General features: G+C 64.7%; 21 protein-coding genes and 1 pseudogene. 7 read left to right on the top strand and 15 right to left on the bottom strand.

What is annotated here, in order from left to right; genetic code table 11:
• Positions 1–32: 32 nt before the first annotated feature.
• The 3 genes from G6N32_RS28340 to G6N32_RS28330 form a co-directional block, all read right to left on the bottom strand.
• Positions 33–674, bottom strand: a complete 642-nt coding sequence (locus G6N32_RS28340; protein ID WP_163789611.1) for a DUF3159 domain-containing protein — start codon at positions 672–674, stop codon at positions 33–35.
• A gap of 61 nt (positions 675–735) precedes the next feature.
• Positions 736–1,707, bottom strand: a complete 972-nt coding sequence (locus G6N32_RS28335; protein WP_410432788.1) for an alpha/beta hydrolase — start codon at positions 1,705–1,707, stop codon at positions 736–738.
• Between the two features lie 23 nt (positions 1,708–1,730).
• On the bottom strand, positions 1,731–2,663 hold the full coding sequence (locus G6N32_RS28330) for an MBL fold metallo-hydrolase (protein ID WP_115317905.1): 933 nt from the start codon (positions 2,661–2,663) through the stop codon (positions 1,731–1,733).
• Positions 2,664–2,772: 109 nt separating this feature from the next.
• Here G6N32_RS28330 and G6N32_RS28325 point away from each other — a divergent pair, with 109 nt between their 5' ends.
• Genes G6N32_RS28325 through G6N32_RS28315 form a run of 3 tightly spaced genes read left to right on the top strand, consistent with a single transcriptional unit; the run spans position 2,773 to position 4,507 of the window.
• Positions 2,773–3,414 carry a TetR/AcrR family transcriptional regulator gene (locus G6N32_RS28325; RefSeq protein WP_163789498.1) on the top strand — a complete coding sequence of 214 codons (642 nt, stop codon included), beginning with the start codon at positions 2,773–2,775 and terminating at the stop codon, positions 3,412–3,414.
• 38 nt (positions 3,415–3,452) lie between these two features.
• Entirely contained in the window at positions 3,453–3,923 is a 471-nt protein-coding gene (locus tag G6N32_RS28320) for a DUF4174 domain-containing protein (protein WP_115317907.1), read from the top strand.
• Entirely contained in the window at positions 3,923–4,507 is a 585-nt protein-coding gene (locus tag G6N32_RS28315) for a CIA30 family protein (protein ID WP_232077397.1), read from the top strand. The genes G6N32_RS28320 and G6N32_RS28315 overlap by 1 nt, the downstream gene beginning before the upstream one ends.
• A 15-nt stretch (positions 4,508–4,522) precedes the next feature.
• Here the strand turns inward: G6N32_RS28315 and G6N32_RS28310 are convergent, their stop codons facing one another.
• The 3 genes from G6N32_RS28310 to G6N32_RS28300 all read right to left on the bottom strand — a co-directional run bounded on the left by G6N32_RS28310 (position 4,523) and on the right by G6N32_RS28300 (position 6,818).
• Positions 4,523–5,464 carry a coiled-coil domain-containing protein gene (locus tag G6N32_RS28310; RefSeq protein WP_147291967.1) on the bottom strand — a complete coding sequence of 314 codons (942 nt, stop codon included), beginning with the start codon at positions 5,462–5,464 and terminating at the stop codon, positions 4,523–4,525.
• A gap of 114 nt (positions 5,465–5,578) precedes the next feature.
• On the bottom strand, positions 5,579–6,454 hold the full coding sequence (locus G6N32_RS28305; protein ID WP_115317909.1) for a universal stress protein: 876 nt from the start codon (positions 6,452–6,454) through the stop codon (positions 5,579–5,581).
• Positions 6,455–6,506: 52 nt separating this feature from the next.
• Positions 6,507–6,818: a hypothetical protein gene (locus tag G6N32_RS28300; RefSeq protein ID WP_115317910.1), complete on the bottom strand. Its 312-nt coding sequence runs from the start codon at positions 6,816–6,818 to the stop codon at positions 6,507–6,509.
• A 148-nt stretch (positions 6,819–6,966) separates the two neighbouring features.
• Here G6N32_RS28300 and G6N32_RS28295 point away from each other — a divergent pair, with 148 nt between their 5' ends.
• Both G6N32_RS28295 and G6N32_RS28290 read left to right on the top strand, forming a co-directional pair.
• Positions 6,967–7,920 (top strand): amidohydrolase family protein, encoded by a 954-nt coding sequence (locus G6N32_RS28295; RefSeq protein ID WP_232077396.1) that lies wholly within the window; start codon positions 6,967–6,969, stop codon positions 7,918–7,920.
• 138 nt (positions 7,921–8,058) lie between these two features.
• Complete coding sequence (locus G6N32_RS28290) at positions 8,059–9,150, top strand: methyltransferase (protein ID WP_115317911.1); 1,092 nt, start codon at positions 8,059–8,061, stop codon at positions 9,148–9,150.
• A gap of 23 nt (positions 9,151–9,173) precedes the next feature.
• Here the strand turns inward: G6N32_RS28290 and G6N32_RS28285 are convergent, their stop codons facing one another.
• From G6N32_RS28285 to G6N32_RS28275, 3 genes are all read right to left on the bottom strand, one after another.
• Positions 9,174–10,277, bottom strand: coding sequence for a VldE C-terminal domain-containing protein (locus tag G6N32_RS28285; protein WP_115317912.1), 1,104 nt, complete (start codon positions 10,275–10,277; stop codon positions 9,174–9,176).
• 134 nt (positions 10,278–10,411) lie between these two features.
• Positions 10,412–10,852, bottom strand: coding sequence for a pyridoxamine 5'-phosphate oxidase family protein (locus tag G6N32_RS28280; protein WP_147291968.1), 441 nt, complete (start codon positions 10,850–10,852; stop codon positions 10,412–10,414).
• A 49-nt stretch (positions 10,853–10,901) separates the two neighbouring features.
• Complete coding sequence (locus tag G6N32_RS28275; protein ID WP_115317914.1) at positions 10,902–12,515, bottom strand: arylsulfatase; 1,614 nt, start codon at positions 12,513–12,515, stop codon at positions 10,902–10,904.
• A 230-nt stretch (positions 12,516–12,745) separates the two neighbouring features.
• On the opposite strand from G6N32_RS28275, the gene G6N32_RS28270 reads away from it, so the two are divergent.
• Both G6N32_RS28270 and G6N32_RS28265 read left to right on the top strand, forming a co-directional pair.
• Positions 12,746–13,189 carry a MarR family winged helix-turn-helix transcriptional regulator gene (locus G6N32_RS28270; RefSeq protein ID WP_115317915.1) on the top strand — a complete coding sequence of 148 codons (444 nt, stop codon included), beginning with the start codon at positions 12,746–12,748 and terminating at the stop codon, positions 13,187–13,189.
• A 225-nt stretch (positions 13,190–13,414) separates the two neighbouring features.
• On the top strand, positions 13,415–13,771 hold the full coding sequence (locus tag G6N32_RS28265) for a hypothetical protein (RefSeq protein ID WP_115317916.1): 357 nt from the start codon (positions 13,415–13,417) through the stop codon (positions 13,769–13,771).
• A gap of 386 nt (positions 13,772–14,157) precedes the next feature.
• On the opposite strand, the pseudogene G6N32_RS28260 reads toward G6N32_RS28265, so the two are convergent.
• The 6 genes and pseudogenes from G6N32_RS28260 to rpsF form a co-directional block, all read right to left on the bottom strand.
• Positions 14,158–15,432, bottom strand: a pseudogene (locus G6N32_RS28260) (LAGLIDADG family homing endonuclease); the annotation flags it as partial.
• A gap of 9 nt (positions 15,433–15,441) precedes the next feature.
• On the bottom strand, positions 15,442–17,676 hold the full coding sequence (gene dnaB, locus G6N32_RS28255) for a replicative DNA helicase (RefSeq protein WP_115317918.1): 2,235 nt from the start codon (positions 17,674–17,676) through the stop codon (positions 15,442–15,444).
• Positions 17,677–18,158: 482 nt separating this feature from the next.
• Positions 18,159–18,617 carry a 50S ribosomal protein L9 gene (gene rplI, locus G6N32_RS28250; protein WP_036342194.1) on the bottom strand — a complete coding sequence of 153 codons (459 nt, stop codon included), beginning with the start codon at positions 18,615–18,617 and terminating at the stop codon, positions 18,159–18,161.
• Between the two features lie 17 nt (positions 18,618–18,634).
• A complete protein-coding gene (gene rpsR / locus G6N32_RS28245; RefSeq protein ID WP_005142196.1) occupies positions 18,635–18,889 on the bottom strand; it encodes a 30S ribosomal protein S18 in 255 nt (84 codons plus the stop codon).
• A 62-nt stretch (positions 18,890–18,951) separates the two neighbouring features.
• A complete protein-coding gene (locus G6N32_RS28240) occupies positions 18,952–19,470 on the bottom strand; it encodes a single-stranded DNA-binding protein (protein ID WP_083117754.1) in 519 nt (172 codons plus the stop codon).
• A gap of 104 nt (positions 19,471–19,574) precedes the next feature.
• Positions 19,575–19,865, bottom strand: coding sequence for a 30S ribosomal protein S6 (rpsF, locus tag G6N32_RS28235; RefSeq protein WP_036342207.1), 291 nt, complete (start codon positions 19,863–19,865; stop codon positions 19,575–19,577).
• Between the last annotated feature and the right edge of the window lie 83 nt (positions 19,866–19,948).

The following is a 19,948-nucleotide window of genomic DNA, read 5'->3' as shown; positions in this document are numbered from 1 at the left end:
CCCTCTTGGGCAAGAACCCCTGTTGTGCCGGGTCACGCGGTGGCCGAGCCGTCACCACCCTGCGAATACGTGGCCCGCAGAATCCGCAGCTGCAGATACGTCGTAACCAACAGCAAAGGCACACCCATCACCATGCTGGCGATGCCCAGCGCTACCACGTTGTCGTCGAGGTAGAAGGGGATCTTGACGGCGCTGCGCGCAACGACGGCGGCAGCCCAGATGACGGTGCACAGGTCATAGGCCCGTCGTTGAACGCGATCGGAGTACCACCGTGGGTCGGCAATCACCGGCCCGACGAGGACTCCGACCAGCGGGCGGCGGATGAGCAGGGAGGCGATCAAGATGAAGCTCAAGACCGACGTGCGAACGATGTCCAGGAGATAGAAGTCAGTCCCGTCACCGGTGGTGACGACCACGAGGGCGGACACCCCGATCAACGCCGCGCCGGCCAGCGCAGTCCGCACGGGCTGCCGACTGAGCAGTCGGATGAGCGCCAGGACAACTGCGAGCGCCAACGCGGCGCATGTGGCCGATCCGATCTGTTGTGTCGCCAGGTAGACAGCAAGAAAGACGGCGTGCGGTCCGAGAGCATCAGCCAGCCCATGCCAGCCGCCCCAAGGTCTATCAGTCGTCCGTTGGGTGAGGTGATCACCGCGGCAAACGCGGCCCCCCAGTGGTGAAGCCGCCGGCGGAACCGTTGGCCACGCCGGGCCTTGTCCGTCGTCGAATGTCGACTCACGATGGCAGCGCGTTCAGCCAGGTCGTCACGGTGTCTACATAGGTCTGGGGTTGGTGCCCGTGCATGGAGTGCGGCATCTGCGGAAAGCTCAGGTAGTGAAATGAGTTACCGGCACGTTCGACTAGACGCTGCGCATACTGAACCTGCAGGTCGGAGACGGCACCCAGGAGATTGCCGGTCGCCGGATCATGCATACGGAAGTGGTGGGTGAAAAGAACCGGGACCCTGACGCGCGCGAGCATCGTTTGGTGGTCACAGTTCTGAGCCACCGCGCCGGTAAGAAACGCGTGCCCCCATTCGGGGTCGTACTCGCGCAGATTCTGCGGAATCTCGCCATTACCCCCCGGCTTGCCCGGAGTTCCACCATTGCCGATCAGACCGGCCGGAACCCACTCGGGTAATTCCACGTCCTGCGCGTTGCGCATGCCGTCGAAGTCGGCGATGCTCCATTGCGCCCCCAACCATTTGTAGAAGAGCTCGAAGAGCGGGCCGGCGGCCTGCCGAATCGACGGTCCCAGTACGGGGTTGAGTTCAGATGCGAAGAGTGGGGCGTCTTCGTAGACGGCTGCGCGGATCTGCCCAGGCGCGGCGTAGGCAGACAGCCACGCTGCGACGACGCCACCCGACGACAGTCCGCAGACCACCACGGGCCGTGCGATCACTTGATCGATGAACCGAACAAGATCCGACCCGAACAGATCGAGGCTGTAACGGCCGGGCGTCCAGGTAGACCGTCCTTGCCCGCGCAGGTCGACGGCATAGACCTGGAAGCGCTGCGAAAGCAGCGTGATCGCATGCTCGTAACCCCACCAGGACTCGGTTTGGCCTGGAATGAGCAGTATGGCTGGGTTGTGCGCCTCGCCCGCGGTCGCATAGTTCATCCTGACCTCGCCGAGGTCAACAATCTGCTCCGGATACTCATGCGGCACAAATATTTCCGGATGGTTCTCGTAGTCCAGATATGTCACAGCCATGACGCTTTCCGATCAGTTCAGTGAGTGTCCAGGTCATCGGCAAACGTGACCGGCCCGTCGAAATGCGCGCCGATAGCGTTGCGGGCCTTGGTCGTGCTTTCCGGCGGGAGCGGATTATGGGTAATGACAATCGATTTGACGCCTGACCGGCTTGCCAGCAGGCCTACCTCGTCGGCGGTCAGGTGTTCGAGCTCAAATCGTCGTTTGATGGCGGCCAGCGCAGTCGGCGGAAAGCCAAATGTGCGGGATATTCTGGCCACGATCTCCTCGGGATCGGTGATCTCGCTGACCAGTACGTCCGCGCTGTCGGCCAATCGCTCGACATTCACACTGGGGCCGGTGTCGCCCGTATAGGCGATGCTCCGCGTGGGAGTGTCGAACCGCAACGAAAGTGATTGGTAGCGGAGTGCTTCCGGACTACCGTCGGGAAACGCGTAATGCGTATTCGTGACGGTGACAACGTCGATGTCGCCTAGGGTGAACCGTGACCCGTCGGTGATCTCGATGGCGGTGATGTCGGCGTCGAACTGCTTCACGAAGCCCGGCACCTGCGACATCGATCCGGAGACGAAGTCGAACGACGACCGGATCGCATTGACCATGCGGAGCGTTCCGCGTGGCCCGTAAATCGTCAGCGGGCCAGGGATATGCGCTTGCAGCCTGCGCCCCAACAGCCCATAGAGTCCGGCGGTGTGGTCGATATGCAGATGGCTGAGTATGACGGTGCGGACCGCGGAAAGAGGGATCCCTGCCTTGCATAGCTGATCGACTGCGCCGTCGCCGCAATCGACCACGATCGCCTCCGCCCCGTCGTAGAGCACGTTCGCCGGCTGGTGCCGTACGGCGCTCGGAAGTGGACCGCTCATTGTTCCCAACGTGATCCACCGGAACTCCTGATTGCCGTGCGGTCCGGTGTGGGCGGCGTTCACGCCACCGGCTTCCTCGAGCATCGGTTCACCTTTCGATCGCGCGGTCGTCGAACTTCACTTTACGGTCGTTAAATGAAATGTCCAGCGCGGCGAGAAAAGGTGATCCACCTAACAGCCGTAAAGTGAACGCGTGATCCCGCCTGACGCCGAGCCCAAGACTCGTGCCGAGCGCGTACGCCAGACCCGGGAGCGCATCGTCACTGTGGCGCTGACGCTGTTCGCCGAAAAGGGCTATGAGGCAACGTCGTTGCAAGACATTGCCAACGAAATGGGACTGACCAAGCCTGCGGTGTTCTACCACTACCGCGGTAAACAGGAGATCCTCAAGGACCTGGCCGAGCCGGCCCGGACCGCCCTGTCCGCACTTCTGGATCGTGCTCGTGCCCACCCCGTTGGGCCGGAACGCACCGAGATTCTGGTAACCGGGCTGGCGGACCTGTTTCTTTCACGCCGTGAGTTCGCGCGAATAATGGCGCAGCAGGCCGCATTCCGTGACGCCATGCGCACCGCGGTCGGTGGGCCCGGGATGCTCGATACGCTCATCGAGGTCACCTACGGCCCCGATCCAAGCCTGGACCAGCGATTCGCTGTGTATTCAGCGACGTCGGTGGGTCCGGCTCTCGGCACTCGGAGATCACCCGCAGCACGAACTCAGAGCGGTTTTGTTGCGAGCATTTCGCCGGATAGCCAGCGTGCAATGACGGTGGCGACAAGGTTGCGATCACCTACGCCGCCGAGTACGTGGCGCGCAATGCTCTCGCCGCGGGTCTGAGCGCCGACCGCGGTCGGTCGCTACAGTTGAGAAGCACCATGGCCGTCAAGCACAGCATCCTCCGATCGACGGTTGTCCTTGCAGTTCTGCTGATCAGTGGCGCCCTCGGATCGGCAACCGCCATGGCCGCTGAACTCGGCGACTATCGCTGGGAACGTCGTCCTCTGCTGGTGTTCGCGCCCGCGCAGAGCGACCCACGACTCACCGCGACGTTGAGCCGCATCGAAGCGACCGGCTGTGACTTCGCCTCCCGCGACATGGTGCTCGGGCAGGTGCTGGCCACCGGCGGCAGCACGCTCGATGGTCAACCCGTCGACGCCGAGCAGTCGCAGCGGCTGCGGACGCAGTTCACGGTCGACGCGAACTCTTTCGCAGTGGTGTTGATCGGCAAAGACGGCGGCGAGAAATTGCGCGTCACCGAGGTCCCCGACCTTCGGCAGATCTACACCGTGATCGACGGTATGCCGATGCGCGGCAACGAGATTCGTGCCAATCCGAGGCGGTGTTGATGATGCGATACGGGCTGGCCGGAACCATGGCGGCACTTTCGACACTTCTGCTGGTGTCCTGCGGAAGCATCGAGGGAGCCGCACACGCCGGACCCGCGGTTCCGCTGGTCTCCCTCGACGCCGGTTGGACCACGGTCAATGACCCCGTCATGGGCGGTCGATCCACGTCGAAGGTCGCGTACGCCGATGGTGGTCTTGTCTTTTCGGGAACCATCTCCCTGGAGAACAACGGCGGTTTCGCCTCCGCCCGCAGTCCGGAAGACCCCGATATCGGCCGACGAGCCGCCGGCGCCATGTCGATCCGCGTGAGTGCCGTCGGCGACGGTAAGACCTACGTGTTGAGAGTGGGCGCCGCGGGACAGCCCTGGTCCTACATCCAGCGCTTCCCCACCGAAGCCGGCGTTCCACGGACATACGAACTTCCCGTGGCAGCTTTCCAGCCGGTGGGGATGCGGATGGATCCGGCGCCGCAGGCCCCAGCGGCTCTGGACCCGTCGATCATCACCGAAGTATCGGTCTTCATTCTCGACAAACAGCAGGGGCCGTTCGCCATCACGATCACGGGGATCGACGCGGAGTCCTGAGCGCGGCAGTCCGCCTCAGGACACCGTGACGTGGACGTGGTTGAAGTGGTTGGCCACCCGCCACATCGTGTAGGACACCCCGAAGCGTTCAGCCTGGCTTTGCACGTCGGCGTTGATCGCATCGCCCAGCGCCATGTCCGAGCCGATCATGATGTCGATGGCATGGCCGCTCGGATGATCGGGAATCGGGTCCGGGCGCACGCCACCGATGGACTGCACACCCGGGAAGGTCGCGATGACGTAGGCCGCGAGGGTTCGGGCGTTGGGGGTCAGGCCGCTCATACCGACGGTGGGGATCGCGCCGCCGGGGCCCAGCAATGCTTGCTGGGCGGCCGGCAGCGCGTAGTAGGTTGCCCGCACCAATCTGACCTGGCCTTCGACCTCCGACTGCTTGGTCTCCAGATCGGCCCGCACCGTCGCGGCGGCGTCGGCGGCCGCTTTGGCGGTGGCGGCGGATTCCGCGGAGGCGGCCGCGGCGACCGCGGCCTGGCGCTGGGCCTCACGGAACTTCTGCAGCTGTCCCGTGATCTGGTCGGTGATCGTCCGCTGGACGGCCAGTTGGTCGATCAGGCGCTGGGGCGACGCGGCAGCGAAGAACGCCGTCACGCTGTCGGTGCTGCCGCCGGTGTAGATCGCGGCCGCGGCTCGGTCGACGGTCCCCTGATAATCAGCCAGCTGCGCCCGGGTGGATTCGAGAGCGGCCACGTCGTCGGTGTGCTTTTGCTCCGCGGCGCTTTGCAGCTGCAACTTCCTGTCGAGGTCCAGCTGGACGGATTGAGCGGTCTCGATCAACTCCTGCGCCTGTTTGGTCAGTTCGTTGAGCTTGGCCAGCTCGTCCACTTCCGGCTCGGCGAACGCGGAACCCGCCGACACCACGCAGAGCGCAGCGACGATCGCGATCGCTCCCGCTGCCCTGCTCGGACCAGTTTTCGGTGCGAAAGGCCGGTGAAACTTCACGACTGCGCATCCTTTGACCGCCAGGCGACGTCGTCTCCGTCGAATTGCAGACCCTTGTGGCTCAGGTCTCGGCAAGGTTACGAAACGGTACGGAGGTTGTCCAACCGCGGCGAATTACCGGACCACGAGCACCGGGCACTCGGCGTGATGGATGAGGTTCTGGCTGACCGAGCCGAGGATCGAGCCGGCCAGCCTCCCGCGACCGTGACTGCCGACGACCACCAGCTGGGCCTCCCGCGACAGATCGGTGAGCCCCTTCGCCGGGCTGACGTCCTGAAAAACCTTGACGACATGGGCGTTCGGATACTTCCTGGCCAGCGGTTGCACCAGCTCATCCATCCGCCGGCGCTGCTGGGTCTCGAGAACATCCAGCAACTGCCAGTCCATGTTCCCCTCGCCGCCGAGGTCGCCCATCCCGACAGCCGCGTCGATCTCCCACATGTGCACCACCGTCAGCTGCGCATGCAACCCGCGGGCAATGTCAAAGGCCTCCGCGAGCGCCCGACCGGACGCCTCCGAGTCATCGATGCCGACCACGACCGGTAACGGTTTACCGGTCCGCTTCGCGACGGGCGCCCGCCAGACCACCACCGGACACTGCGCACGGTGGACGATCCGCACAGCGTGGCCTCCCAGGGCTCGGTGCTCCCCCGCGCCGGTGCCCACCACCAACAGCCTGGCCTCCGGCGAGGCATCTGTCAGGGCAGTCGCGACCGCGGACTTGACCATGGCCGTGCTGATCATCAGATCGGGGTGCGCCGACCGCACGTCCGCTTCCGCCGCGGCGAGCACCTCGTCGCCGTTGCCCTCGGGTCCGGTGGGTGCTTCAGCGCCGGCGAAATGCCATTCGAGCCGCGGGACCGCATGCAGCAACGTCAGCGGAAGGGCGTGGGTGGTGGCGAACTCCGCGGCCCACCGGGCCGCGCCGAGCGAGGCGTCCGATCCATCGATGCCGGCAACGACGGACTGTTCTTGGGCAGCGGAGGTCACGCTCCGAGACTAGGGGACCCGCTCGGACGGAAAGGGCAATCCCAGCCGGGAGCTACCCGACCCAGCAGGGAGCGTCGCCGGGGGTGTAGTACGGCAGCCCGTTGGGAGAGATACAGGGCTGTTCGCCGGGGAATGCGGGGACCAGCGAGAACGCATAGGTCTCCGGCAAGCCGTACCGAACCCAATCACCCGCGACGGCGGCGTCCACGGCATCGCCCGCGATACCCGGTGTGCACCCGCCGACGGTCACGTGCCGGCCACCGATGTCTCCGCACACGTCGGCCTGGGCCAGCGGGGAGATCGCGACGGGGATTACCGACAATGCGGCCGCGCTGAGCAGGACAACAGCAGTTTTCTTTACCATGCCGTCAGTATCGCTTCCGGATACATGTTCCGTTACCGGGCTCGGCGATATTGGTGTTGCTGTGGTCATGGCAGCGCCACGACGGCGCGTAGATTTGGAGCGCGGCGGACCAGATCTACCGCTCAAGCACTGTGCCTGAGGAGAGCGCGTGGCCAGATCGAACGGTTTCGAATTGGTCGACGTTCACGCCCACTTCCTCACCGACGAGTACGTCAGCGCCGCGGTCGCCGCGGGGATCGAGCATCCTGACGGCATGCCCATGTGGCCGTCATGGAGTGTCGAGGCACAGTTGAAACTGATGCAGGACAATCGTATTCGCCGCGCAGTCCTGTCGATGTCCTCGCCAGGGGTGTCCTTCGCCGATTCATCGCAGGCGTCCGCTCTGGCCCGGCACGTCAACGACTTCGCCGTCAGAACGGTAGCTGCCCACCCAGAGCGCTTCTCCTACTTCGCTTCTCTTCCGCTACCCGACGTCGACGCGGCGATCGTCGAAGCGCAGCGCGCGATCGACCGGCACGCCGCGGCCGGCGTGGTTGTCCTGAGCAACCACCGCGGACAGTACCTCGGTGACGCGGCGCTCGACCCGCTGTGGGAGTGTCTGAATGCGCGGCAGTCCGTTGTGTTCGTTCACCCGACGTCACCGCCGTACGCCGATGCCGTGGCGCTCGGCCGTCCGCGGCCCGTCATCGAGTTCATGTTCGAAACCACCCGCACCATAACCGATTTGATCTTCGCCAACGTTGCCGGCCGTTACCCCGATATCAAGTTCCTGATCCCGCATTGCGGCGCCGCCCTGCCGCTCCTGGCAGCCCGTATCGAACAGTTCCGCAGCCTGTGGCCGATGCCCGACGGCAGTCCACCCGGACCCCTGAGCACCGAAACCCAGTTGCGCCGCTTCTGGTTCGACCTCGCCGGATATCCGATGCCCGCCCAGGCGTCCGTCTTGGCCGATGTGGTCGGCACCGAACGCATCCTCTACGGCAGCGACTTCTGCTGGACGCCCGAGTTCGGCGTTGGCAAGCAGGTCGCCGCCTTGGACGCAGATCGGAGCATCGACTGGCGCCGGGTCACGTCCGAGAACGCGCAGCGAGTTCTCGGCTAGCTTTTCTACTGCTGGGCAAGGACATTCACGGCGTCGTTACCGCCGCGCTCCGCTACTCAGTGACACTGTGGAGTGCGATTGCCCGTGGCGATGACAAATCAGCCGGGCCTGCGGGTGCCGCACGGGTAACCTGCACGGATGCCATCGACGCCCCTGCCCGTGGTGCTGGCCACGCTCGCGTTACGCCGCACGCTCAAGCGACTCGCCGACAAAATGGTGCCACCGCAGTTCGCGATGCTCGATGTCGGCGAGGGCGTCGCCGGCGTTCAGATCGCCGCGAGTATCGCCGAACTCGGGATCGCCGACGTACTGGCTGATGGACCGCTGACCGCCCCGCAGATCGCCGCGCGGATCGGATCCGACGTAGAGACCACCCATCGCCTGCTGCGAGGCGCGACCGCATGCGGTCTGTGCACCCTGGACCGCCGGACCGGGGCGGCGAAGATGACTCCGATGGGCGCCGTGCTCCGCAGCGATCACCCTTCGTCGCTGCGAGCCTGGATGCGCTACAAGGGAATGCGCTCGACTGTCGAGGCGTGGGGTGGGCTCGCCGAAAGTGTGCGCAGCGGCCGCAGCGCGTTCGAGATCGTGCACGGCATGTCGGTATGGGACTGGTACGCCGCCCATCCCGATGAGCAACAGCTCTTCGCCGCGACGATGCGGCAGGCCACGAGCATCATCGCCCACGGGATCGCCCGGGTGTATCCGTGGCCTGACGGTGCGGTGGTGTGTGATGTTGCAGGCGGGATCGGCACGCTGTTGTCGGTCGTCGTCACCGAATCGCAGGCGAATCTGCGCGGGGTGCTGGTCGACAGCGCCGGGATGATCGCCGAAGCCGAGCGGTTTCTCACCGAACGCGGAGTCGCCGACCGCATCGAGCGTGTCGCGGGAGACATCTTCGGGTCCATCGACGCCACCGCCGACGTCTACCTTCTCAAAGACGTCCTGCACGACTGGGACGACGAACGCTGCGCGACGATCCTCGCCGCGGTGGCAGCCAGCATGCCCGTCGGCGCGAAGCTGCTGGTGGTCGAGTATCTGCAGCCGCGCAATCGGCCGAATCCGTTCTCTCCGCTGCTGGACCTGCACACGTTGACCCAGCGCGACGGCGGCCGCTTGCGATCCCGGGCCGAACTCGACGACCTGCTGGTCGGCGCCGGGCTGCGGCCCACCGGTCGGTCGTTCTCCGTCGTGCCGCACGACATCATCGAGGCCGCCAAGATCGCATGACCTACGGCCGATCGCTCGGTGAGTCAGCCGCGCGGCGTGGTGGTGATGTGCACGTGGTCGAAGTGTCCGTAACCCGTGGCTTGCGGCCCGGCCGGCGTGGAGTAGACGCCCCGCCAGATCACGTCCTGCAGTCCGAATCGGGCGGCGTTGGCCATCGCGAACGCGCGGATCTGGTCGCCGAGCGCAATGCCTTCCGGGCTCTCCGGATTGGGAATCATGATGTCGATCGCCAGACCGCGCGGATGCCACGGCTTCGAATCGGGCCGTACCCCGTCGATGGTGGCGATCTGGGGAAACTGCGCGCTGATCGTCCGCGCAGCGAGGATCGTATTGGGTTGTAAGCCAACCTCATTGGCGACACCGACGGGTAATGCTGCCGGATCGTCCGGGATGGCAGCTTCCGGTGGCGGAGCCAGGTCGCCGGGAGGCAGGCCGGGCATCGCGACGATCGCCGGGTCCTGAGGGGGCCGTAGATCGGGTGGCGGTGCGGCGTTGTCGACCACCGCTTGCTGCTGGGGAGTCAACGTTGCGTACTGGGCTTCCGCGGCGGCGATCTCGCGCAGCAGGTCCTGCCACGTGGCTTGCAGATCCGCGCGGATTGCGGCAGCTCGCTCGGCCGCGGCACGCGCGTCCGCGGCTGATTGCTCTGAAGCTCGGGCGACGGCCGCGGCACGTTCGCGAGTGTCTCGATATCCCCTCATCTGATCGGCGGTCGTGGCGTCCACCATCTGCTGCAGCGCCAGCTTGTCGATGAGACGTTGCGGCGACGACGCGCTGAACACCGCCGCCATCTGGCTCTCGCCACCGCCCATGTAGGTCATCGACGCGAGGCGGTCGACCGCGGCCTGATAGGGCTCCAGTTGGTTGTTGGCAGCCTCCAACGCGGCAAGGTCGGCGCGTTGGCGATCCTCCGCCGCGGCCTGCTGGGCTTGCGCGGCGTCGGCGTCACGCTGAGCGGCGGTGACGGCTTCGCGGCTGCGCACCGCTTGTTGAGACAACTCGTTGAGCCTGCCCAACGCGTCGTCGGCAGGCTCCGCATGCACTGCACCCAGCGGCGCGGCGACCACAAGCAACACGGACCCGATGCCGCACACCGACCGGCGAAGGTAGTGGCGAATCCCGGTCATGCGGATTGTGACGATCCTTCGGTCATGGAGCGGTCCTGGCCCGGCTGTCGATGTCCCGGGAAAGGCTACGAACTGCACTGAACGTTGTCTAGCCGAGCAGCGACAAGACGGTGCGCCCTTGCGGCGCCGGCGGACTAGGCGTGGTCCGAGCCCGAATTTCCGTAGTCCCAGGACACGGTTCGAACGGGTGTCACGCGGATATAGGCTGCGCCCGGTCTGGGTGCGGTGGGCCAGTCGGACTCTGCCACGCCCCGCGCCCGAGCGCCTTCCCTCGCGAGCTCGAGTGCCTCCCCTGATTCGCGAACGATGCGAGCGCGGCCTTGAAGCATCACACCGCGAATGTCTGCCATCGTCGAGCCGTCTTCGAGCAAGACACTCACGTTCGGGTTGCTTTCGATGTTGGCCACTTTGCGCGTGCCGTCTCGCACACCCATGACGATGTCGCTGCCGAGGCGGAAGTAGCCGAGAGGTACCGAGTGCGGGAACCCATCTTTCTCAATGGTGGTCAGGATCGCCCAGCCCGGGCGGCTGTCCAGGAAGGCCTTGACTTCGTCGTCACTGAGTTTGCGTGGCATCAGCACAGGCTAAGCGCCGGCACGTTCCGCAACTCGACTGCCCACGTGGTCAGTACGCCTCCACATCGACCTCGAACAGCGACACGGGTCCGATGATCACGCCGTTCTCTTCGACGTAGCGATCCCACAGCTTGAGCAAGTCCGCCAGCTTGTCGGGCCGGGAGGCGGCCTGGTCATGCACCTCGCCGGGATCACTCGAGAGGTCATAGAGCTGCCAGGTGCCTGAGCCGTAGGGCGCGGGCAGATGAAGCGCCTTCCAATCGCCCTGGCGAATCGCGCGGCGGCCGAACAACTCCCACCCCGTGCCGGTGTCGGCATCGTGCACCACATCTGCCTGTCCGGACAGGTAGGGCACCATCGATCGGCCGCGCATCGGCTCCACCTCTTTGCCCTGGTACTCGGTGCCGGGATGCGCGGCCCCGGCGAGCTCGAGCACGGTCGGCGCAATGTCCATCACGGTGGTGAAGGCCGTGCCGATCTCCCCCTGCCGAGCAAAGCCCGGCCACGCGACGAAGCCCACCACCCGGATTCCGCCCTCGGTGGTGAAGGCCTTGTGCAGCCGCGACGGCGCAGTGGCGGCCTGCGCCCAACGCGGGCCGTACCAGGCCCACGAGGTGGGGGCACCGAGGTTGTCCACGCTGTTGTCACAGTGCTTGGCGACGAACGCTTCGATTTCGGGCCCGCGCAGCGGCATGGCCTCGACGATGGTCCCCTCCGCGCCGTTGTCCGACAAAAAGATCACGACCGTGTTGTCCAACTCGCCGGTGCTCTCGAGGTAGTCGATCACCCGGCCGATGTTCCAGTCCATCCGGTCCACCATGGCGGCATAGACCTCCATGTTGCGGGCAGAGACGGCACGCTCCTCGTCGGTCATGTCCGCCCACTCGGGGGCACCGTCGGCCACTACCGGGTGGGGCTCGACGTCGGGTGGGCACAAGCCCAGCCGGATGAGCGCGGCCAGCCGCTCCTCGCGCAGTGCGTCCGGCCCGGCGTCATAGCGGCCGTGGTAGGCGGCGATGGTTTCCTGCGGCGCGTGCAGCGGCCAGTGCGGCGCCTGGAAGGGCAGGTAGGCGAAGAAGGGCTGGTCTTCACCGTCTTGGGGCCGTTCGTGGAGGTAGCGCAGCAGCGTGTCGGTGTACGCATCCGACGAGTAAAAGTCCTCGCCTACGGTGACGAACTGATCGTCTTCGGTGAACATCGTCGGCACCGGAGAGAGCCCGCCACCCCCGCGGGTGCCGTAGTGGCTGGCACCGGCCGGCAACAGGGCGAATGAGCGGTCGAATCCCCTTGCCCACGGCGACCTGTCGATCGTGTCGCCCAGATGCCACTTGCCCGACATGAGCGTCAGGTAATTGGCATCGCGCAGCAGTTCGGGCAATGCCACGACCCGGTCGTTGAGATACCCCTCGTAGCCGGGGGCGCCGCGGAACTCAGGGGCCGCCATCTCGAGCATCGTGCCGATTCCGGCGACGTGGTGATCGGTTCCGGTCAGCAGCATCGCCCGCGTCGGCGAACAGGCTGGAGCGGAATGGAAATCGGTGAGCCTGACGCCCGTGTGGGCCAGCCGATCCAGGTTCGGTGTATTGATTTCGCCACCGAAAGCGCCGATGTCGGAGAATCCGAGGTCGTCGGCCACGATGACCAGGAAGTTGGGACGAGTCACGCTGAAGCATCCTGTCACGTCCGTTAGCGGTCGGTATACGCTTCGCCGCCGCACCGGACGCTCCCCGAACGCAGGACGCGGCTGCAATTGATCAGGGCGGGTTCCTTCGAGGTGACGATCAACGCGATCGACACGCTGCAGTAGCCGCGGTATCGCATTGGAGCCGCCCCGATCATGCGACCCGCTACAGACCTTGACCTGAACACAAGTTGAGGTTTTAGCTTGAGCATATGACGAAAGAGATGCAGCCTGCTACGCAACAGCCGCTCGGGTTCTGGGCTTTGCGCGCAGGAGAAGCCATCCGGTCCCGTACCCGTGGCCGACTCGCGGAAGTGGGTGTGACACAACCAGAGTGGTGGGTACTACATCAATTATCGATGCACCACACCGGCATGAGCCAAGACGACATCGTGTCCATCGTCGGCCCCAACGAATCTGACGACAGCATCGCGCGCGCAATCGAAACTGGTATCGACAAGGGGTGGCTCGACCGTTCTGGCGACCACATTCGCTTGACCGACAAGGGAACGAAACAGTTTCATGCTGCTGCCGAAGTACAGCAGCAACTCAACGACGAACGACGCCAAGGAATATCCGGCCGCGACTACGCCACCACCATTGAGGTCCTACAGCGCACCCTGACCAACGTTGGCAGCGACGCGTGGCATTGGTAGCCCGGGGTTCGTCAACGCGTCACAACTACGCGGAGGCCACATTCTTGGTCGCCGTAATCAGTTTTGTTCTCAACGTATATAGGTTGTCCATCAGTCCCTCCAGGGGCCGCATCCCTGAAGGACGGGCTTCAGGTCAACCGGTGAGCGTCGCGCTGTCCGGGGCACCGGTACAAACAAGGCGTCTCGATCTCCGCCCGAAAATGCTACGAGGTCTACCGTGGGCGAATGGGTTTGTTCAGTCATGAGGAGTTCCCCGATCCGGCCGGCGGCGTTGGTGGTGGGGCCGTTGCGCGGGCTCGGCGTGCTGAGGTGGACGAGTACGGGGTGGATGAACCTGTGGTCGTGGGCCCGGGGTTACCGCCGGAGGATGGTTCGTGCGGTCAATTCACGGTGCAGTTTCACGTCTCGACGTCAATGCTGCTCGGGCTGACACGTATTGCGGATATGCGTGGGGTGAGCGTGCCGGAGGTATGCCGGCAGGTGATCGGCGTGTTTGTTGCCCAGCAGGAGGGTGAGCTGGGCGCACTGCTTGCCGCCGAGGCCGAGGCGGCTGACTACCGGCCGAGTTTGGGTGAGGCGTAGTCGGGCTGAATCGTCCAGTGGCACATCCGATTCCCTCGGATTGAATCTAGAAGTCCGGACCGCCGGATATCCGCGGATCGATGCTCTGTTCGCCTTCACCGCCGGTGACGACACCCGCGCACGCAATCCGCTCGGCGCCACCCTCGACATCCGAGTCCTGCGCGCTACACGAAAGTGCATGTGCGCGAACGCGATCTGACCATCAACCGCATGGCCCGCGAACACGGAATCTCCGAGCGCTACGGCTACCTGATCCTCGCCCTGCTAGCTCCATCGTTCGGACGGCGCCGCACGCCACGGAGCGTGCCAGGTCGTCCACCCCCGATCGGGTGCGTCCAGGCGTAACCCCTACACCACACCGGCGAAAGGACCCTGCTATTTCAGCCGGAGTGCGCGACGATTCCCTGAGCTATGACGTTGTCGCCGCCGTCGATCGCCACGTCGTACACATCCTGTTGTCCGATGCTGGTGATCTCCACGATCTCGTCCCAGAACACGTCATTGGTGGCGAGATCGTGTAGGTAGCGGTCTTCGAGGACTACGGCCGCGCGGTGGACCCTGCCGCGGCTCGGCGAGCGCTTCCACATGGCGGACCCGCAGTAACTTGTGTTCATCGCTACCGCGAATTTCCTCTGAGTCATTGCCGTCTCGACCAGCGCTGCGCGGACGTTGGTCCACACTGATATCGGGATCGTGTCTAGGTTCGTGTTGCGCTGCACTACTTCGAGTTTAGAAATCAGCGCCTCAGCTGCGGTGTCCTTTGCGCCATGAACGCCGATGTGCCGGAGAAAGCGCAACTGGTTCTCGGCGCCGTAGATATGCAGGTGCCAACCGTCCCGATAACCTTCCTTCTGCACTCGTTTGATCCGCGATAGAACGCCGAATCGCAGCAGTAGCTGTGCGACATCGTCAATGAGCCGTCGGCTGGTCGATGAATAGTAGACCCTGCCGATCTCGGATCGCGCATCCCAGCTCACATGCCCGTCAGTCGCCCATAGGTGCCTTAAGAACAAGCCCACCTTTTCGTAGGGAAGTGCGAAAACCCGTGGCGGAACGAACTTCTCATAGCTCCTTAAGCCGAACAGCCCGAGGCCGTCCAGCCATGCCGCGATCGGGTTGCGCTTACCGTGTGTCAACCGGAATGGCGCTGGCAGACGCAGAGTGATCACTCGTGCGGCGGGGTAGTCATCACGAATCGCCGTGACGCCGAAGTGCCTCGCGGCGGCGCTGACCGCAGCCAGACTCTCTTCATCGATGCTCGCGTAACGGATGGGCTGGTGCTTCACACAGGAACCGTCACCGATCATGTGGGCGAGGAGAATCAGTTCGGGGTCCACCATGCCTGACGCATCAAGCGGCTCGGGAACTCGGCGTGGGACTGCAAGGCGCTGACCAGTCGTCATGGCTGCCAATGGAATTGAACCATCCAGCGTCATGAACGGTTGATTGCCCGTCGCCTCCAACTCGCGACCGGATGCCAGGCGCAGACGAAATACCTCCAGGCGACCGCTATGGATCACACGGGCGACTGGCCGCCCCACCATACGCCTACGCATATCCAGCGTCCACACGAAAACCCGCTCACAAACCTGCATCAGCTCGCCCGGCGTGGTCTCCGCGCCGTTGTCCGCCCTGAGGATTCGCGCCGACGCGGGTAGTGCCATGTGGATCTAGCGCGCCATGTTCGTAAATCGCGACAAATGCAGCTGGTGCGCAACCGTCACCGTACGCGTCGGTCCTGCACGGTGTTTCGCGACGATGAGGTCCGCCTCACCACCACGCGGGTCGTCGGTTTCGAAGGCATCGGGCCGGTGCAGCAATATCACCATATCCGCATCTTGCTCGATCGATCCGCTTTCACGAAGGTCGGCCAGCATTGGCTTCTTGTCGGTGCGCTGCTCGGGACCGCGGTTCAGCTGGCTCATCGCGACCACGGGAACTTCCAGTTCCTTCGCCAAAAGCTTGATTTGCCTTGAGAATTCGGAGACTTCCTGCTGGCGCGACTCGACTTTCTTGCCCGACGTCATCAGCTGCAGGTAGTCGAGCACGATCAGCCGCAATCCGGCCTTCTGATGCAGCCGGCGCGCTTTAGCACGGATCTCCATCATCGTCAGGTTCGGCGAATCGTCGATATACAAAGGCGCTTCGCTGATTTCGCTCATCCGGCGCGCCAGGCGTGTCCAGTCGTCGTCGGTCATCTTTCCCGAGCGCATGTCGGCAAGCTTGATCTTCGCTTCGGCCGAGAGCAGTCGCATCACGATCTCGGACTTGCTCATTTCCAGTGAGAACACGATGCTCGGAAACCGGTGCTTGATCGAGCAGGACCGCAGAAAATCGAGTCCCAGGGTCGAGTTGTGGGTCGGGATCATCGCCCGCCCCGCGAGGTACATGTGGTCACCGTTGTCGACCTCGACGCAGCGGACCGGAACGCTCGCGATGGGCCGGACGTCGGTGATGAAGCGCGACGACACCCGCGCCTTTCCGCTCGCGCGCCGTTCTTTGTGCAACAGGGCTTTCCGGGGCAACCCGAACACCTCGTCATCGGTGGAGAAGTTCAGGATGAACGCTGTTGATTTTTCATCGCGACGGCAGTCGTAACCGAGGCTGACGATCAATTCGAACACGTCATCAGCCAGACGATGATTGGTCGTCGAGAAGTCAACTGACCCGTCGCTACTCACCGCTCCGCTGGCATCCAACAGGCCGCCAAGCAGTGCATGCCGCTGAGACTCGGCGGCGCGGAGGTACTCCGCGGGAATGTGCGTGGCGTCGAAGGCACCGATGTCGCCGCCCTCGCCCTCGATTCGCATGACGATCTCGGGTTCCGCCGGGCTGAATCCCTGGCCCAGCCACGCCCCCAGCGAATACGCCGGTACGGGGAGCACACGGACCGCCGCCTGGAGAGGCTTCGAATTGGCCACCGCGTGGTTCCAGTGCAATGTCTCCGCGATGGCGCGCGTCGTCCTCACAAGCGCAGATTTCCGCGAAGCGCGGGTCTCCGTCAGCCACTGGTGCTCAGCGTCCGCAATAAGGACTGTGCCGTCGGAGAATTCGACCTCGTAGCACGGCCGGCCCACCATGATGTCGGTTGCCGCGACCACGCGTGTGGGGCGTCCGTCGGCGTCGATCAGGTAGTCCCCGACCTTGACCTCGCCCATCGTGGTCCAGCCCGTCGGCGTCGGCAGCGGCGTGTCCAGACTCAGAGCCTTGCCCATACCGGGCCTGGCCGCGACCACGATCATCTGACCGGGATGCAGGCCGTTGGTCAACGCGTCGAGCTCCTCGAAGCCCGTCGGGACACCCTTGGAGAGACCACCGTTGGAGGCGATGGCGTCGATCTCGTCCATCGTCGGCTGCAGCAGATCCTCCAGCGGAAGGAAATCCTCCGCTGTTCGCCGCTCGGTGACGTCGTAAATCTCGGCCTGCGCGCGGTCCACGATCTCGTTGACGTCGGCGCCTTCCGCGCCGGCGTAGCCGTACTGCACCACCCGGGTGCCGGCCTCCACGAGCCGCCGCAACAATGCCTTCTCCGCCACGATGCCCGCGTAGTAACCCGCGTTCGCGGCCGTCGGCACGGTCGAGATCAGCGTGTGGAGATAGGGAGCGCCACCGATGCGGCGCAGTAGCCCGCGGCGGTCCAGCTCGGCGGCGACGGTGACGGCGTCCGCGGGCTCGCCGCGGCCATAGAGGTCCAGGATCGAGTCGTAGACGTTCTGATGGGCCGGCCGGTAGAAGTCACCCGGGCGCAGCCGCTCCAGCACGTCGGCGATCGCGTCCTTGGACAGCAGCATGCCGCCCAACACCGATTGTTCGGCTGCTAAATCCTGGGGAGGCTGGCGACCGAAGTCCTCAGAAGGAGGAGGACTGTCCATCCCGGGCTGACCGAGATCATCGACGACCGCCATTGGGCTGCCCCACCTCCTCGTGAATTCGTCGAACTTCTGTTCGATGCACTATCAGAGGTGTACTCCACGCCCCCGACAAGCACTCGGCGTCACGCTGACAAACCGCACCGCCGACGGCTCACGCTAGACGTTGCTGGAGCCGTCGCAAACCGAGGCTGTTCATCAACCTGTTAGTGGTTTGTGGATAGCTGGGGAAAGGGGTGTTGAGGCGTTGGGGAGAACCTGTGGATGACCGGCCGTTTTTGGGTTATTACCCCAGCTAAACGCAGGGTAGCCCCGGTTGTGTGTTGTGGATGGCAAGTTCACCGGCGTGTCGGCCCCGGTTGCGATCCCGGGCGTGTTGTGTTGCCGGAGGTTATGCGGCAGGTTAACGGACGGTTAGATTAGCTGTGGCGAGCCCGCCCGGATGTGTTCGCCAGAGATACAGCAATTCCCCGGGGGCAGCCAAGAAGGGCCGCCACCCGGGGAATTGACGCAGACGGCTAACTCTGGGCCACGACGTCGACGGTGATGTCGACGTTCACCTCGGGGTGCAGGTGCACTCCGACGGTGTGGGCGCCAGTCGCCTTGATGTGTGCCTTGGGCAGCTGCACGGTGCGCTTGTCCAGGCTGGGTCCGCCGGCCTTCTTGATCGCCCCGACGATGTCGTTGGCGGTCACCGAGCCGAACAGCTTGCCCGAGTCGGCAGCCGACTTCACCGGCAGCTGGATCGAACCCAGCGCGGTGATGGCGGCCTTGATCTCGTCGGCGTGCTCACGATCGCGCACGGTCTTGGTCTCGCGGGCGCGACGGATCTCGTCGGCCTGCTTCTGTGCACCGCGCGAGGCCACGATGGCCAGGCCTCGCGGCAGCAGGTAGTTACGTCCGTAGCCGTCCTTCACCTCGACGGTGTCGCCGGCCGTTCCGAGGTGCTCGACCTCAGCGGTCAAAATCAGCTTCATCTCGATACTTCCGTTCTCTACCGCGCCGCCGACGTGAACGGCAGCAGAGCAACCTCACGCGCGTTCTTGACGGCGATCGCGATGTCGCGCTGGTGCTGCACGCAGTTACCGGTCACCCGGCGGGCACGGATCTTGCCGCGCTCGCTGATGTAGGTGCGCAGCAGTTGGGTGTCCTTGTAGTCGATGTCCTGCCCCTTCTTCGAGCAGAACACGCATTTGCGGGTCTTGACCGGCTTTTCCGGTGCGGGACGCCGCTTGTTGGTCTTGGCCATGGGGTCAATCTCTTTCGTTCTTCACAGTCGCGCCATTGGCGCGCAAAGGATTTCGTTGGGTATCAGAAGGGGGGTTCGTCGTCGCCACCGGCGAACGAACCCGACGCCGGGGCACTGCCCCACGGGTCGTCGCCCGACTCACTGGCCGCCGCTGCCGCCGGACGGGAGCCTCCGCCACCGCCGCCACCGCCGAAGCCGCCACCACCGCCGCCACTGCGCGAGGCCTTGTTGACCTTGGCGGTGGCGTAACGCAGCGACGGACCGATCTCGTCGACCTCGAGCTCCACAACGGTGCGCTTCTCGCCCTCACGGGTTTCGAAGGAACGCTGCTTCAGCCGGCCCTGAACGATCACCCGCGAACCGCGGGTGAGGCTCTCGGCCACGTTCTCGGCCGCTTCACGCCAGATGTTGCAGCGCAGGAACAGCGCCTCGCCGTCTTTCCATTCATTGGTCTGACGGTCGAACGTGCGGGGTGTGGACGCCACCGTGAAATTGGCGACGGCTGCACCCGACGGGGTGAACCGCAGTTCGGGGTCGGCGGTCAGATTTCCGACGACGGTGATGGTCGTGTCACCGGCCACAAGTTCCTCCTGGCATAGGCGGATGGATTCACCGCGAAGCCTACGTAAGAGCTCCGACGCGCGGCGCGCTTATCCACTCAGCGGATAGTGAGTCCGAGCTGGACTCAGTGCTTGTCGGTCCGCATCACCTTGGTCCGCAGGACGGACTCATTCAGGTTCAGCTGCCGGTCGAGCTCGGACACGGTGGCCGGCTCGGCCTTCACGTCGACGACGGCGTAGATGCCCTCGGCGTGCTTGGCGATCTCGTAGGCCAGACGGCGCCGGCCCCAGATGTCGACCTTGTCGACCGATCCGCCGTCACTCCGGATGACGTTCAGGAACGTCTCCAGGGACGGGGCAACGGTGCGCTCGTCGAGAGTGGGGTCAAGGATGACCATGATTTCGTATGGACGCATGGGAACCTCATCACCTCCTATGGTCGTAGCGGCCACGGCGTGTCCGTGGCAGAAGGGTCGCCTGCGTCGGCAACCTGCCCAGG

The sequence above is a fragment of the Mycolicibacterium aichiense genome (assembly GCF_010726245.1).
Lineage (GTDB): Bacteria > Actinomycetota > Actinomycetes > Mycobacteriales > Mycobacteriaceae > Mycobacterium > Mycobacterium aichiense.
The sequence above is the reverse complement of the archived record's forward strand: the minus strand, read 5'-3'. Positions and strand labels throughout refer to the sequence as shown.

Excerpts from the sequence above, each read along its gene's own strand:
- G6N32_RS28280 (WP_147291968.1), bottom strand. The coding sequence starts at position 10,852 with ATGCCACGCAAACTCAGTGACGACGAAGTCAAGGCCTTCCTGGACAGC.
- rpsF (WP_036342207.1), bottom strand. The coding sequence starts at position 19,865 with ATGCGTCCATACGAAATCATGGTCATCCTTGACCCCACTCTCGACGAG.
- G6N32_RS28270 (WP_115317915.1), top strand. The coding sequence starts at position 12,746 with ATGACGAAAGAGATGCAGCCTGCTACGCAACAGCCGCTCGGGTTCTGG.
- G6N32_RS28300 (WP_115317910.1), bottom strand. The coding sequence starts at position 6,818 with ATGGTAAAGAAAACTGCTGTTGTCCTGCTCAGCGCGGCCGCATTGTCG.
- G6N32_RS28320 (WP_115317907.1), top strand. The coding sequence starts at position 3,453 with ATGGCCGTCAAGCACAGCATCCTCCGATCGACGGTTGTCCTTGCAGTT.
- rpsR (WP_005142196.1), bottom strand. The coding sequence starts at position 18,889 with ATGGCCAAGACCAACAAGCGGCGTCCCGCACCGGAAAAGCCGGTCAAG.
- dnaB (WP_115317918.1), bottom strand. The coding sequence starts at position 17,676 with ATGGCGGTCGTCGATGATCTCGGTCAGCCCGGGATGGACAGTCCTCCT.
- G6N32_RS28285 (WP_115317912.1), bottom strand. The coding sequence starts at position 10,277 with ATGACCGGGATTCGCCACTACCTTCGCCGGTCGGTGTGCGGCATCGGG.
- rplI (WP_036342194.1), bottom strand. The coding sequence starts at position 18,617 with ATGAAGCTGATTTTGACCGCTGAGGTCGAGCACCTCGGAACGGCCGGC.
- G6N32_RS28315 (WP_232077397.1), top strand. The coding sequence starts at position 3,923 with ATGATGCGATACGGGCTGGCCGGAACCATGGCGGCACTTTCGACACTT.
- G6N32_RS28290 (WP_115317911.1), top strand. The coding sequence starts at position 8,059 with ATGCCATCGACGCCCCTGCCCGTGGTGCTGGCCACGCTCGCGTTACGC.
- G6N32_RS28265 (WP_115317916.1), top strand. The coding sequence starts at position 13,415 with ATGGGTTTGTTCAGTCATGAGGAGTTCCCCGATCCGGCCGGCGGCGTT.
- G6N32_RS28330 (WP_115317905.1), bottom strand. The coding sequence starts at position 2,663 with ATGCTCGAGGAAGCCGGTGGCGTGAACGCCGCCCACACCGGACCGCAC.